At 64.8% G+C, this 13,213-nt stretch carries 15 protein-coding genes; 1 reads left to right on the top strand and 14 read right to left on the bottom strand.

What is annotated here, in order from left to right:
* Nucleotides 1-10: 10 nt before the first annotated feature.
* The 10 genes from QM588_RS14550 to QM588_RS14505 all read right to left on the bottom strand — a co-directional run bounded on the left by QM588_RS14550 (nt 11) and on the right by QM588_RS14505 (nt 8,273).
* Nucleotides 11-499, bottom strand: coding sequence for a GNAT family N-acetyltransferase (locus QM588_RS14550; RefSeq protein WP_283314281.1), 489 nt, complete (start codon nt 497-499; stop codon nt 11-13).
* Nucleotides 500-518: 19 nt separating this feature from the next.
* Complete coding sequence (locus QM588_RS14545) at nt 519-1,568, bottom strand: lysophospholipid acyltransferase family protein (protein ID WP_283314279.1); 1,050 nt, start codon at nt 1,566-1,568, stop codon at nt 519-521.
* A complete protein-coding gene (locus tag QM588_RS14540; RefSeq protein WP_283314277.1) occupies nt 1,565-2,692 on the bottom strand; it encodes an NAD-dependent epimerase/dehydratase family protein in 1,128 nt (375 codons plus the stop codon). Before QM588_RS14540 ends, QM588_RS14545 begins: the two co-directional genes overlap by 4 nt.
* A 166-nt stretch (nt 2,693-2,858) precedes the next feature.
* Entirely contained in the window at nt 2,859-2,960 is a 102-nt protein-coding gene (locus QM588_RS14535; RefSeq protein WP_003402602.1) for a 30S ribosomal protein bS22, read from the bottom strand.
* 217 nt (nt 2,961-3,177) lie between these two features.
* Nucleotides 3,178-3,414: a helix-turn-helix domain-containing protein gene (locus QM588_RS14530; protein ID WP_008713658.1), complete on the bottom strand. Its 237-nt coding sequence runs from the start codon at nt 3,412-3,414 to the stop codon at nt 3,178-3,180.
* 127 nt (nt 3,415-3,541) lie between these two features.
* Complete coding sequence (gene proC / locus QM588_RS14525) at nt 3,542-4,357, bottom strand: pyrroline-5-carboxylate reductase (RefSeq protein ID WP_027498355.1); 816 nt, start codon at nt 4,355-4,357, stop codon at nt 3,542-3,544.
* 18 nt (nt 4,358-4,375) lie between these two features.
* The gene (locus QM588_RS14520; RefSeq protein WP_283314274.1) at nt 4,376-5,233 is read right to left on the bottom strand and encodes a thioesterase family protein; all 858 of its coding nucleotides are present in this window, start codon (nt 5,231-5,233) and stop codon (nt 4,376-4,378) included.
* 20 nt (nt 5,234-5,253) lie between these two features.
* Nucleotides 5,254-6,096: a sugar phosphate isomerase/epimerase family protein gene (locus QM588_RS14515; RefSeq protein WP_283314273.1), complete on the bottom strand. Its 843-nt coding sequence runs from the start codon at nt 6,094-6,096 to the stop codon at nt 5,254-5,256.
* Nucleotides 6,097-6,108: 12 nt separating this feature from the next.
* Nucleotides 6,109-7,323 carry a hypothetical protein gene (locus QM588_RS14510; RefSeq protein WP_283314270.1) on the bottom strand — a complete coding sequence of 405 codons (1,215 nt, stop codon included), beginning with the start codon at nt 7,321-7,323 and terminating at the stop codon, nt 6,109-6,111.
* Nucleotides 7,320-8,273: a Ppx/GppA phosphatase family protein gene (locus tag QM588_RS14505; RefSeq protein WP_032365208.1), complete on the bottom strand. Its 954-nt coding sequence runs from the start codon at nt 8,271-8,273 to the stop codon at nt 7,320-7,322. The genes QM588_RS14510 and QM588_RS14505 overlap by 4 nt, the downstream gene beginning before the upstream one ends.
* Nucleotides 8,274-8,306: 33 nt before the next feature.
* On the opposite strand from QM588_RS14505, the gene QM588_RS14500 reads away from it, so the two are divergent.
* Nucleotides 8,307-9,104 carry a hypothetical protein gene (locus QM588_RS14500; protein WP_283314266.1) on the top strand — a complete coding sequence of 266 codons (798 nt, stop codon included), beginning with the start codon at nt 8,307-8,309 and terminating at the stop codon, nt 9,102-9,104.
* Nucleotides 9,105-9,172: 68 nt separating this feature from the next.
* Here QM588_RS14500 and QM588_RS14495 read toward each other — a convergent pair whose 3' ends face one another.
* The 4 genes from QM588_RS14495 to QM588_RS14480 form a co-directional block, all read right to left on the bottom strand.
* A complete protein-coding gene (locus QM588_RS14495) occupies nt 9,173-9,862 on the bottom strand; it encodes a response regulator transcription factor (RefSeq protein ID WP_027498361.1) in 690 nt (229 codons plus the stop codon).
* Nucleotides 9,859-11,031 (bottom strand): sensor histidine kinase, encoded by a 1,173-nt coding sequence (locus QM588_RS14490; protein ID WP_283314263.1) that lies wholly within the window; start codon nt 11,029-11,031, stop codon nt 9,859-9,861. The genes QM588_RS14495 and QM588_RS14490 overlap by 4 nt, the downstream gene beginning before the upstream one ends.
* A 137-nt stretch (nt 11,032-11,168) precedes the next feature.
* Nucleotides 11,169-11,924: a phosphoglyceromutase gene (locus QM588_RS14485; RefSeq protein ID WP_283314261.1), complete on the bottom strand. Its 756-nt coding sequence runs from the start codon at nt 11,922-11,924 to the stop codon at nt 11,169-11,171.
* Nucleotides 11,921-13,063 carry a low temperature requirement protein A gene (locus tag QM588_RS14480; protein WP_283314804.1) on the bottom strand — a complete coding sequence of 381 codons (1,143 nt, stop codon included), beginning with the start codon at nt 13,061-13,063 and terminating at the stop codon, nt 11,921-11,923. Before QM588_RS14480 ends, QM588_RS14485 begins: the two co-directional genes overlap by 4 nt.
* Nucleotides 13,064-13,213 lie beyond the last annotated feature (150 nt).

Genomic DNA, 13,213 nt, shown 5'->3' with positions numbered 1-13,213 from the left:
GCCCGTCGGGTCAGAGCGTCAGTTGCATCAGGGTCAGATCCAGCCATCTCCCGAACTTCACGCCCACCTGCGGCATCTGTCCGACGCGAACGAATCCGAACTTCTCGTGCAGTGCGATGGACGTGGTGTTCTCGGATTCGATGAACCCCACCAACACGTGGATGTCACCGCCTCGTGCCCGGTCGATCAATTCGCTCAGCAGGGCACTGGCCAGGCCGCGGCGATAGAAGTCGCGGTGGATGTACACCGAATGTTCCACCGAGTGCCGGTAGCCGCTCTTGACCCGCCACTGGCCGTACGACGCGTAGCCGGCGACCCGGCCGTCGGCCTCCGCGGTGAGTACCGGGTAACCGGAAGTGATCCGTCCCTCGAACCACGCTGTGCGATCGGCGAGGTCCACCTGTTCCTCGTCCCAGATGGCGGTGGTGTTGGCGACCGCATCGTTGTGGATGTCGAGAATGTCGGGGAGGTCTTCTACCGTGGTGTCGCGAATATGCACTGCCAGAGGATAACCCGGGCTAACCGAGAAAGACGTTGCGTCTCTTGGCAAGCAGTCGGTACAACGTGTGCTGAATTGTTTCGCGCACGTGGTCGGTCAACTCGAAGAGCACCATCGGATCTTCGAACGCGGTGGCGTCGTAGGAGTCGGTGTGAATGGGCTTGCCGAACTCGATGTACCACTTCGACGGCAGTGGGATCAGCCCCAGCGGCCCGAGGTGCGGGAAGAACGGTGTCACCGGGAAGTACGGCATCCCCATCAGTCGCGCCAGCGGGGCGATGTCGCCGATCTTCGGGTAGATCTCCTCGGACCCGACGATGGAGCACGGAATGATCGGCGCACCCGTTCGCAGCGCAGCCGAGACGAAGCCGCCGCGACCGAAGCGCTGCAACTTGTACCGCTCGCTGAACGGTTTGCCGATGCCCTTGAAGCCCTCGGGGAACACTGCGGCCACTTCCCCGGTGCGCAGCAGCCGTTCCGCGTCGGGATTGCACGCCAAGGTGTGCCCGGCCTTGCGGGCGATCGTGCCGACGCCGGGCATCTCGAATGCCATGTCGGCAGCCAACATTCGCAACGGCCGGTGGGCAGGGTGGTGATCGCGCACGGCAACCGAGGTCATCAGTGCGTCGACCGGTACGACTCCGGCGTGGTTGGCAACGACGAGCGCACCTCCCTCGGCGGGGATGTTCTCGATGCCCTTGACCTCGACGCGGAACCACTTGTCGAACAGCGGACGCAGCAGGGGCAGCCAGACGGCGTCGGCGAAGTGCGGGTCGTAGCCGAACTCGTCGACGCTGTAGTCGCCGGCCAGGCGTCGACGCACGAACTCCGCGACCGAGGAGATCTGGTCGACGATCGCGGTCTTGGTGTCGTCGATCATCGACAGCACGGGTGCCGCTTCTGCGGCGATCGCGGCCGCACCGGCAGCGGGGGTCGGGTCCACCAGCGGCGTCGGCTCACGTGGATCGGCGTAGGCCGATGGGTGCCGCTCGCGTGAACCCTGCGCTGCGCGGGCGGAACGGGCGGACGCGCCGCCGTGCAAGGGAATGACTTTGGCCACGTCGCTCACCTGTCCGCTCCGGATTCTCGCGCCGTGTCGGCACTGCCGAGCGACGCCAGTACCCGCGCCGCGGAAGCCCCTGTGTCGACGGCCCCGAGCAGCCGATTCTCGATGGCGTCGACCCATTCGGTTCGGACGACCGGCCGAAGCGCCGCGCCGCGCACGAAGTCGTCGAACGCCTGGACTGTGGTCCACCGAGGCTCGAAGCCGAGTACGGACCGCATCCGTGTGGTGTCCAGTCCGCAGCCGAAATGGAAGTAGTCGAGTTGCTCGGTGGTGAATTCGCGCATCATCCCGCCCATGAGCGCCCGCCCCACGCTCTTGAACAGTGGAAACGGCACCGGAACCTGCACACGACCGGCACGTCGAATGGCCTGCGAGAGCATGATGGTGCCGTCGGCACCGATGTTGAACGTGCCTGCCGGCCCGCCGATGGTGGCGCGTTCGAGAGCCGCGAGCGCGTCCTCCTCGTGCAACAGCTGCATGCGCGCATCGCGTCCGACGATGCTCGGGATCAGCGGCGACGTCATGTACCGCGAGATGGTGCCGTTGAGCCGCGGGCCGATCAGTGGGGCCATACGCAGGATCGACACCGCGATATCCGGGCGGCGACGACCGAGTCCGCGAACATAACCCTCGATGTCGATGGTGTCCTTGGCGTACGCGCCGCTCGGTGGGCGTCGAGCACTCATTTCCTCGGTGAATTTCACCGGATCCTTCGCGCTGCATCCGTACACCGAGGACGACGACCGCAGGACCACCTTCTCCACGGTCGGCGACTTCTGGCACACCGCGAACAGCTGCATGGCTCCGATGACGTTGAGGTCTTTCATCGTCGCGCGGCCGCCGGACTTCGGGGGCTTGGCAACCGTGGCCGCGTGCACGACGGTATCGACACCGGCGTTACGAATCACTTTGCCGATCAACGGGTTTCGAATGTCGGCTCGAACGAACTCCGCGCGACCCATGCGTCGCAGCAGATCCTTGCTCGGAGATTTCTCGTCGACGGCGATTACACGTTCGATGCGAGGATTCTGAGCCAGCCGGGTGACGAGGTAGCCGCCGAGGAATCGACTGGCGCCGGTCACGAGCACCACTCGGGGCGCGGCAACACCACGATCGCTCGGACTCACTGCGCCTCCCCAACTTCGGCTCCCGTGCCGAGCCTACTGGATCGACGGGTTTCCGCGAGGTCTGGAAGGAAAGGAGGCCTGGAAGAAACGCTGCCGCTCGCCTTCGAACGAGCCGAGCCCGCCACCGATGGTGACGGGCTCGGCCGTGAAGCAGATGACGGCAGGCTTACTTGCCGAGTTTCCTGCGCTGCACGCGGGTACGACGAAGCAGCTTGCGGTGCTTCTTCTTCGACATGCGCTTGCGACGCTTCTTGATCACTGAACCCATGCGGGTGTCCTCACGTTCTTCTCTAGCGTTTTCGCGCACGCCGTTTGCGTACGCCTACCTGACAACCAAGCCCGAAGGCTGCGGTCACCGAGCTGGCGCTGGGGCCACGTACTCGCCCACGGCTGCACACCGGCTGGCTGGCACGACGAGCGCCAATCCTACCGGTGTGAACCGTGACTTACGAAACCGGCCCGGTCTTACGACCTACCTACGTGCACTAGCCTGCGTCGAAATACGAGGTCTCGAGATAGTCGTGTACCGCCTTGGCGTGCACACGAAAAGATCGACCCACCCGTACTGCGGGCAGCTCTCCGCCGTGCACCAGTCGGTACACGGTCATTTTCGAAACTCTCATCAGAGTCGCCACCTCGGCGACAGTGAGGAACTGTGTTCCGGCCAGAGCCGGTTGACCGTCCGGGGACGAACCCTTGGACGGCTTGTTTATAGACGCCATCAATCCACATACCTCCGGCACGTCTCATGCGGCAGGCTTCCCCTCCTGCCGAACAGACACGCACGTGCTGCCCCCGAGCCTATAGGGACAGATGGGGTTACTGCGACGGGTGTGGGGAAAAGATTTTTTATTCTGCTGTGATGCCCATCTCAATCGATCGGGCGTTGGCAGCACCGAGAGCATCGAAAAAGGCTGCTCGGAGGCCGTTTCGCTCCAATTCGCGCACCGCTGCGGCGGTCGTTCCGCCCGGAGAAGTCACTGCATATCGGAGCTCGCTCGCGGACTCGTCCGACCGATCCAGCATCGCTCCCGACCCCACCATCGTCTGCGCGACGAGTGCCGACGCGACATCCCGGCTCAGTCCCAGGCCCACTCCCGCGTCGATCATGGCCTCGGCGACCAGGAAGAAATAGGCCGGTCCGGACCCGGACACGGCCGTCACCGCGTCGAGCTGATGTTCCTTGACAACGACGACCTTGCCGACGGCCGAGAGGATGGAGCGGACGAGCTCGAGGTGCTCGGCGCGGGCGTACTTTCCCGGGGCCAGCACACTGACGCCCTCCCCCACCAGCATGGGGGTGTTGGGCATGACCCGTACGACCGGGAATCCAGCGGGGAGCTTGGGCTCGAACTTGGCGGTGGGCACGCCTGCGGCGAGGGAGACGATGAGTTGTTCGCGGTCACCGTCGAGCTCGATCTTGGTGATCTGATTCAGTGCGCCCTCGACGTCGGCCGGCTTGACCGCCAGCACGATGACGTCGGCTCCCTCGGCCGCGTCGGCGACACTGGCGGTCAGCACCCCGAAGTCCTTCGCGATCTCTTTGGCGCGCGGCTCGGACTTCTCGGCGACCACGAGGTCGCGCACGGCATGACCGGCCTCGAGGAGTCCCGCAATCAATGCCTCGCCGATCCGTCCGCCACCGATCACTGCAATTCTCGTCATACGGCCAAGCCTGCCATGTCAGTTCGAGCGCGGCACCATCGCCAACTGTCGGCTCTGCACCACCACCGCACCGGTCGAGTCGAGTATCAGGTGGTCCTCCTCGAACCAGGTGCTGCCGATGACGGAGCTGGTCGCTGCCACTCGCAGCCACCCCGGAGCCGGGCGGCGACGCAGATATGTCGTCAGCTGGACCGTCGGTGCCCAACCGAACATCCCTCGGTTCATCGTCACCGGGGCCGAGATATCGCCGGCCATCAACGCGAAGAGCACGGAGGTGTCGGCGTCGGCCTCGTCGCCCGCGAAGGGGCGCACCCACAGTCGAATTTCGGCCTCACCCTGCTGACCGGTGAGAAACGATGCCGACGACGGTTCGATCCGCATCTCGCAGCCCTTGGCCACGTGCACGATCGACGCCATGGGGTGATCGCCTGCCACCGCGAGGGTGTCCGCAGGAGGCTCCGCCGCCATCGACCCCAGCGACAACGGAGTCTCGTGGTTCGGTTCCTCCGAGTCGGGCCGACCGAGGGTGACCACCGCCCGCACTGCGACACGTCCGGCCTGAGTCAGCTCGACGTCGACATGCGAGACCTGCCTGCCGCGCTTGTGCACGATCGTCGTGAGCGCCACTTCCCCGGGGTCAGGTGCGGCCAGATAACTGACGCTGACGGCCAGCGGCTGGATCTCGACCTGGGCCGGGTCCATCAGCACGATCTGCTGACGCGCCGCGGCCGCGCAGATGGCGAGCATCGCGCCGCCGTGCACTTTGGGACCGATCGTCCAGGTGGAATCGATCGCACCGGCGAAGGATGCCGTGTCTGCGGAGACGTCGAGAGGGACCAGTGTGGTTGCGGCCCGGAACGGGCTGGCGGAACTCATTCCGGACAACTTACCGGCAGTCAGGACAGGTGTGCGCGGGCGAACTGCAGCGCCTGGTCCAGCATCGACGAACGCTCGGGCACCGTGCGCGCGTTCTGAGTGTTGATCTCGATGACGGCCTGGCCGTCGAATCCACGCCGCACCAGTTCGGTGCAGACCTCGGCGCAGGGCTGGCTGCCGTGCCCCGGGATCAGATGCTCGTCCACGGACGCGCCGCGGCCGTCGGCCAGGTGCAGGTGCGCGATCCCGTCCCCCATCCGGTCGAGCATCTCGAGTGCGTCGGAGCCCGCCGTTGCTGTGTGCGAGAGGTCAAGTGTGTAGTGGCCGTGACCGACGTCGGTCGGGTCGTACGACGGCGAGAACGCCGACAGGGCCGCTCCCGGGCCTCCCCGTCGTTCCAGTCGCTGGGCGGATTTCTCCTTGCGCCCGAAGAATCTGTCGGCACGCATAGGGAACATGTTCTCCACCGCGACCACGACGTGGGAGTTCGATTCGAGTTCCGCCACCTGATCGGCGAACCCGTCGCTGTATTTGCGCTGCCAGCGGAACGGCGGATGCACGACGACGGTCGCCGATCCCAGCTTCTCGGCCACTTCGACCGAGCGGGTCAGTTTGACGATCGGGTCCGATCCCCAGACTCGCTGTGAGATCAGCAGACACGGCGCGTGGATGGCCTGCACCGGTATCGAGTACTCACGCGACAGCGCAGCCACCGCATCGACGTTCTGACTGATCGATTCGGCCCACACCATCAGTTCGACGCCGTCGTAACCCAGATCGGCGGCATAGCGAAACGCTGCCTCGGTGTTCTGCGGGTACACCGAGGCCGTGGACAGTCCGACCTTGATTCGCTTCGCCGCCATCGTCGCCGGAGCTCAGCCGGTACTGAGCTGGAAGGCCAACGGACCGAGCGTGACGAACACGCCGACGGCTATGGCGATGACGATCGAGACCAGATCATCGGTACGCCGCAGAATCCTCACCACGGCGACGAGACCGACGATGACCAGCACCGACAGCACCAGCGCGACCCACGGCAACACGTCCCACAGCTGCTCGAAGCCCTTGAACAGCAGGGCACCGACGACGATCGACACCACTGCCTGCCCGATGAGCACCAGCCACTGCCGAACCGCGCCGCCCTTGCCCTTGACCGGGGGCTTGTCCGTGCTTGCCGTGTCCTTGCTGGCCTTCTCCTTGCCGGCCTTGTCCTTGCCGGCCGACTTGCGACGATCGGCACGCGAACCGGTACTCGGAGTGTCTGCGGTCGTCGAGTCGGCGGTGTCTTCTTCGGTGGTCGGCTTCGTGAGGTCGACTACTTCGGATATGCCCTGTGTGCCGGCCTCGTCGGCCTTCTTGTCAGCGGCCTTCTGGTCGGCGGCCTTCTTGTCGCCGAGCTTCTTGTCGTCGGTCTCGTCGCCGCGGGCGATGCGCGGGGTGACTGCAGTCTTCGCCAGGTCGTCCACCTCGACCAGAGCGGCACGTGGGCTCTCCACGAGAGGTGCACGCGGGGTGACGTCGGTCTTGGGTTCGGCGGATTCGGCCGAACGCGGTGCCTGGAATCCCGCCGATCGACGGGCCCGTCCCTGCTCGGCCTGGGTCGACCCGTACGGGCGTCGCTCCGATCCCTGCGCGGCAGGCGCAGCGGGCCGCAACCCGCGCGCGGTGTCGTCGTGAGATCGATTGAGCAGGTCTCCGGCGACCGTCGTGGAGCCCGACAACAGTTCCGGTTCGGGTTGCTGCTTGTCTCGCTTGCCAGCCGGTTGATACGGGGTCGGGCGGGCGCTCTGGGGCCGGGCCGGTTGCGGCCTGGACGACGCGGTCGTGTCGCCGTCGGATGCACTGCTCGTGGGCTCGTTCGCAGCGGTCTCGGGAGCTTCGTCCTGAGGCTCGTCGACGACGGGTGCGCTGCGGTCGCCGGGTTCGTCACGGACGACGGGGATCTCCCCGGTCAGTTCGGCCACGGAGATACCGCCCTTGACGCCTCGCCGGCGTCGCCCTCCTGCAGTCAGGTTGGTCTTCTGGCCGTTTCTGGCCAACAGCTCGGCGACCGAGATCTGCCCGGTGTCTTCCGGGTTCGCGTCACTCATCTCGAACTCCCCACCAGATCGCCGTCGGCTTCGGTGTCCAGCTTCCTCAAAATCAAACCTTCCCTCAGCGCCCACGGACAGATCTCGAGTGACTCCACCGACAGTGCCCGCATGCTCGCCTCCGCTACCAGCGCCCCGGCCACCAGTTGTGGTGACCTGTCGGCACTGATGCCTTCCAATTCTGCACGGTCGGCGGCCGTCATCCGCGATATGAACGCGATGAGTTGCCTCAGACCGCTCGCTGTCAGCGTTCTCGTCACCCGCGGACCGGCCGCGGAAGGCGCGGCACCGGTCAAGCGAGCCAACGAACGAAATGTCTTCGACGTTCCCACAGCGCGGTCCGCATCCCCCGCAGCCAACAGTTCCTTGGCCGGTGTCGCGAGTTCGGCATCCAACCAGTCACGAAGCACCGCGATACGCCGTTTTCCCGGGGGATCCTCGTCGAGCCAGTCCCGAGTGAGGCGGCCGGCACCGAGCTGCAGGGAGAACGCCACGTCGGGATTCTCGTCGCTGCCGCTGGTCAGTTCCAGTGATCCGCCGCCGATGTCGAGTCCGAGGATGCGCCCGGCGCTCCAGCCGTACCAGCGTCGCACGGCCAGGAACGTCAATCTGGCCTCGTCCACGCCGGACAGGGTTTCCAGGGCCACTCCGGTCTCGGCGAGAACCCGCGCGAGAACGTCGTCGGAGTTGTAGGCGTCGCGGACAGCGGAGGTGGCGAACGCCATCAGTTCACTGCAACCCGATCGAGCGGCAATGGCGGCGAACTCACGCACCTCGTCGACGAGCCGATCTGCACCCGCAGGAGTGATGTTGCCGAACGCGTCGGTGTTCTCCGACAAGCGCAATGTCGCCTTGCTCGAGCTCATCGGGGTCGGGTGGGCACCACGGTGTGCGTCCACTACGAGCAGATGCACCGTGTTGCTACCGACGTCGAGCACCCCTAATCGCACAACCCCACGGTACTGGGTCTACCGTCGTCGTTTGTGACAGCAGGTCGTGAGCAGCAGTCGTTCGCTGCAGAGGTCGAGTTGGATTTCCCGCGAGAATGGGTCGAGTTTCCCGACCCCGACAACGCCGAACATGTCATCGCCGCCGATCTGACGTGGCTGTTGTCCAACTGGACCTGCGTGTTCGGCACTCCCGCCTGCCAGGGCACCGTGGAGGGTCGCCCCGACGACGGATGCTGCTCGCACGGCGCGTTCCTGTCCGACGAGGACGACAAACGCAAGCTCGACGAGTCGGTGAAGTTGCTCACGCCACAGGACTGGCAGCTGATGGACAAGGGTCTGGGCAAGAAGGGATATGTCGAATACGACGATCTCGACGACGAGCAATCTCTGCGTACGCGCCGCTACAAGGGTGCGTGCATCTTCCAGAACCGTCCCGGGTTCGAGGGTGGCATCGGCTGCGCGCTGCATTCGATGGCGCTGCGCAAAGGGATCGAGCCGCTCGAGGTCAAGCCCGACGTGTGCTGGCAGTTGCCCATCAGGCGCACCCAGGATTGGGTGACGCGGCCCGACGGCTCCGAGATTCTCAAGACCACGATCGGCGAGTACGACCGACGCGGTTGGGGCGAAGGCGGACTCGATCTGCACTGGTACTGCTCCGGCTCACCCGACGCTCACGTCGGAGCCAGGCAGGTGTTCGAGTCGTACAAGCCGGAATTGACCGAGCTGCTCGGCAAAGCTGCGTACGAGGAGTTGGCGTCCCTGTGCAAGCGTCGCCGTGGCCTCGGTCTGATTGCCGTACATCCGGCCACTCGTGAGGCTCAGCGCCGGTAGAGCGGCTGCGCCGCACGTGAGTGGAAGCTCGTAGCCCACTACGCGTTTCCACTCACATGCCGCAGGCTCTACCCCTCGAGTTTGTAGCCCAGACCGCGCACGGTGACGAGGTGTTCCGGCTTGGCCGGGTCGGTTTCGATCTTCGAGCGCAGTCGTTTGACGTGCACGTCGAGAGTCTTCGTGTCGCCCACGTAGTCCGCACCCCACACTCGGTCGATCAACTGGCCCCGAGTCAGTACCCGGCCGGAGTTGCGCAGCAGGTACTCGAGCAGGTCGAACTCCTTGAGCGGCAACGTGATCTGATCGGATCCGACCATCACCACGTGACGTTCGACGTCCATCCGCACCGGACCGGCCTCGAGCACTCCGGTGTCGGTGCCGCCGTCGACCTCGGCGTCACTGCCGCGGCGCAGTACGGCGCGAATACGAGCGATCAGCTCTCTAGCCGAGTACGGCTTGGTGACGTAGTCGTCGGCACCGAGCTCGAGCCCGACGACCTTGTCGATCTCACTGTCGCGCGCGGTCACCATGATGACGGGAACGCCTGAGCGCGAACGCAATTGCTTGCACACGTCGGTACCGCTCATTCCGGGAAGCATCAGGTCGAGCAGCACGATGTCCGCGCCGGCACGATCGAATTCCGCGAGCGCCGACGGTCCGTCGCCGACGACGGTGGCCTCGAACCCTTCTTTGCGGAGCAGGAAGGCCAGTGGATCGGCCAACGACTCTTCGTCTTCCACGATCAGAACGTTGGTCACTGATTCTCTCTTTCTGTAACCGCGGCGTCGTCTTCTTCTTCGAAGTACGCGGGGATCTGGAGGGTGAAGGTGGATCCGGTGCCCAGCTTGCTCCACAGCGAGATGCTGCCGTTGTGGTTGGCTGCGACGTGTTTGGCGATAGCCAGGCCCAGGCCTGTGCCGCCGGTGGCCCGCGACCGAGCTTTGTCGACGCGGAAGAATCTTTCGAAGACGCGTTCCTGGTCCGCCTTGGCGATACCGATTCCGCGGTCGGTGACGGCGAACGCGACGTTCGATCCGCGCAGTGCCCTACTGACCGAGACGGGTGAACCGTCGGAGGAGTACGCGATCGCGTTCTGGATGAGGTTGGCCAGGGCCGTCACCAGGAGCGTCTGGTCACCGAGCACTTCGAGCCCGCTCGGATGGTCGGTGGTGACGGAGATGCCGGCGTTCTCGGCGGCGAGCTTGGATCGGTCCATCGCCTCGTTGACGACGGTGTCCACGTCCACCACTTCCAGGTCGGGCAGTTTCTCGGCCCCCTGCAGACGCGACAGCGCGATCAGCTCGGTCACCATGTTGCCCAGCCGTTTGGATTCGGCGACGACCTTGCCGCCGAAGTGCCGGACGGAGTCGGGATCGTCGGCGGATTCGAGCAGCGCCTCGGCCAGCAGGCTCATCGCACCGACCGGTGTCTTGAGTTCGTGACTGACGTTGGCCACGAAGTCACGACGCGTGGCTTCCATCCGTACCTGCTCGGAATCGTCGTCGGCGAAGAGAACGACGAACCGTCGGTCCTCTTTGCTGAGCAGTCTCGCGACGCACCGAACGGCGATCTTGTCGCGGCCGGGCCGGGGGGCCTTGGCACTGAGATCGACTTCGACGGGATTACCGTCGGACAGCACTTTCGTCGCCGCGGCCCACGCCCGCTCGTCGATGGAACGGTTACGCACCAGGCCGAGCTCCTCGGCCCGTGGATTGGACAGCACGACGTCGTGAAATTGGTCGACGACGGCGATACCGCTCTCCGACGCCAGCACGATCAGGTCCAGGACCTGCGACATCGTCAATCCGGAGGTGGCGCGGCGACGCTCCGAGTGTCGAGTGTTGAGGTACGGGATCAGAACACCGCCGACGAGGTATCCCACGAAGGCCGCGGCAATTGCCAGTAGTACGGCCGATGCAACACTCACACCGGAATCGTACGTTCGATGGACGGCTCACATACGCAGGGTGCAGGCATTTCCCTGGTCGTCATAGCCCTCGTCGGCAGTGTTCTTCGTTCGTTCACCTGCAGTTTCGACAAACTGCCGGTTTGTGCGTGGCGGAGTTACTTACCGCCCTGGTTTGCCACGGCGGCCGCACCCGCAGCCGCTGCTTCCGGATCGAGGTAGGTGCCGCCCGGATTGGTCGGCTTCAGCTTGCCGTCGACCTCGGTGAGGTCGTACTGAAGTGGGATGCCGGTGGGGATGTTCAGTTCGGCGATGTCCGCGTCGGAGATCTCGTCGAGGTACTTCACGAGCGCACGCAGCGAGTTGCCGTGTGCGGCGACGAGCACGGTCTTGCCTGCCTTCAGGTCGGCGACGATCGTCTCCTCGAAGTACGGGATGAGCCTCTCGACGACGTCGGCGAGGCATTCGGTCAGCGGAACGCTGTCCAGATCGGCGTAACGAGGATCGGCATCCTGGCTGAACTCGCTGCCGACCTCGATCGCGGGCGGCGGTGTGTTGTAGCTACGACGCCACAGCATGAACTGCTCGTTGCCGTACTTGTCCTTGGTCTCGGCCTTGTTCAAGCCCTGCAGCGCGCCGTAGTGACGCTCGTTCAGACGCCAGTCACGCACGACGGGAATCCAGTGCCGATCGGCCGCGTCGAGCGCGAGGTTCGCGGTGCTGATCGCGCGGCGCAGCAGCGAGGTGTACAGCAGGTCGGGCAGGACGCCCGCCTCGGCGAGGAGCTGGCCGGCGCGCTTGCCCTCGGCCTCGCCCTTCTCGGTCAGTCGCACGTCGACCCAGCCGGTGAACTGGTTGGACGCGTTCCATTCGCTCTCGCCGTGACGAAGCAGGATCAGGGTTCCGATACTCATGTGGTCAGTTTCTCATGCTCTGACTCCGCCGGCCCGCGTGCGACGAGTACGCCGACGACGAGGATCATGACGACCGCGGTGAGGGTGATCGGGATGGGAATGATCGGGTCGAACAACACGAGCACGGCACCGACCGGAACTGCGATGTTGACGACGCGATCCGCGTGGGCGCGGATGGCGATCAGCCAGACGCCGAGGACGAATATCGCAATCGGCACCGTGACGGTGAACGACGCGGCGACGTCGCCGAGCTTGCTGTGTTCGGTGAGCACATCGATCTCGACTTCGATGCCGGCCGAGAACGCGCCCGCCGCGGCGAAGATGAAGTAGTGCGTGTAGCCGTAGATCAGCGAGTTGCCGAACTTTCCGATTGCCCGGTGATGCGGCGGCCAGAAGTAGATCCACCACAGACTCGCGGTGACGACGAGGGTGAGGACGGAAATCGAGATCAACGGTGCCAGAGCCGTCTCGTCGTGCAGCGCTTCGATGATGGCGTTGGCCGATGCGAGCAGACTCTCGCCGAGCAGTATCAGCGTGAACAGTCCGTAGCGTTCGGTGATGTGGTGCGGGTGCCATGGCGTCGACCCGCTGCGTTCGGCGATCAATGGGACCGCCATTTCCGCCGCTGCCAGTACGAAGAACAAGATGATGGCGGCCGTGCCGTCGAACAGCACCAGCCAGAGAATCCACAGAACTTGAACGCCCGCAATGCCTGTCGCGTATGTCAGTGCGGTCTTCTTGTAGTCACCGGTGCGAGACGCTCGAACCCATTGCGTCACCATCGCCACGCGCATCACGACGTAGCCGAGCACTACGACCGCGAAATCCTTGTCCACGAACGCCGATTCGACTCCGGCGGCGAGCACCAGCACGCCGGCCATCTGTACGACGGTCAGCGTTCGATAAAGCCAGTCGTCGGTATCGAAGGACGTGGCGAACCACGTGAAATTCATCCACGCCCACCAGATCGCGAAGAATACGAGCGCGTAGCTGAGTAGACCGTCGGCGACGTGGTTCTCGGTGAGCGCGTGATGGAGTTGCACCGCCGCGATACTGACAGCCACGACGAACACGAGGTCGAAGAACAATTCGAGTGGACTCGCCGCGCGATGCGGTTCGTTCGGATCGCGCGGACGCATCTGTACCAGCCGGGCCGTGGAAAGATTCACGAAGGCAGAGTAAGGCATCCGATTCGCGAATGTTGTCGCGATTGCGTTGCCGTAGTTGCCCTTACGGACATTTCGGGCATGGTCGACGGTTAGGCCCTAGCAATTGCCGCACCTCCCACC

It is taken from the genome of Rhodococcus sp. IEGM 1354 (assembly GCF_030056855.1).
Taxonomy (GTDB): Bacteria; Actinomycetota; Actinomycetes; order Mycobacteriales; family Mycobacteriaceae; genus Rhodococcoides.
Note: the sequence above shows the minus strand (reverse complement) of the source record. Positions and strands in the feature narration are given on the sequence as shown.

What these genes read in the sequence shown, in the direction of transcription:
- QM588_RS14510 (WP_283314270.1), bottom strand. Translation starts at nt 7,323, where the DNA reads ATGAGTGACGCGAACCCGGAAGACACCGGGCAGATCTCGGTCGCCGAG.
- QM588_RS14520 (WP_283314274.1), bottom strand. Translation starts at nt 5,233, where the DNA reads ATGAGTTCCGCCAGCCCGTTCCGGGCCGCAACCACACTGGTCCCTCTC.
- QM588_RS14485 (WP_283314261.1), bottom strand. Translation starts at nt 11,924, where the DNA reads ATGAGTATCGGAACCCTGATCCTGCTTCGTCACGGCGAGAGCGAATGG.
- proC (WP_027498355.1), bottom strand. Translation starts at nt 4,357, where the DNA reads ATGACGAGAATTGCAGTGATCGGTGGCGGACGGATCGGCGAGGCATTG.
- QM588_RS14480 (WP_283314804.1), bottom strand. Translation starts at nt 13,063, where the DNA reads ATGCGTCCGCGCGATCCGAACGAACCGCATCGCGCGGCGAGTCCACTC.
- QM588_RS14515 (WP_283314273.1), bottom strand. Translation starts at nt 6,096, where the DNA reads ATGGCGGCGAAGCGAATCAAGGTCGGACTGTCCACGGCCTCGGTGTAC.
- QM588_RS14530 (WP_008713658.1), bottom strand. Translation starts at nt 3,414, where the DNA reads ATGGCGTCTATAAACAAGCCGTCCAAGGGTTCGTCCCCGGACGGTCAA.
- QM588_RS14535 (WP_003402602.1), bottom strand. Translation starts at nt 2,960, where the DNA reads ATGGGTTCAGTGATCAAGAAGCGTCGCAAGCGCATGTCGAAGAAGAAG.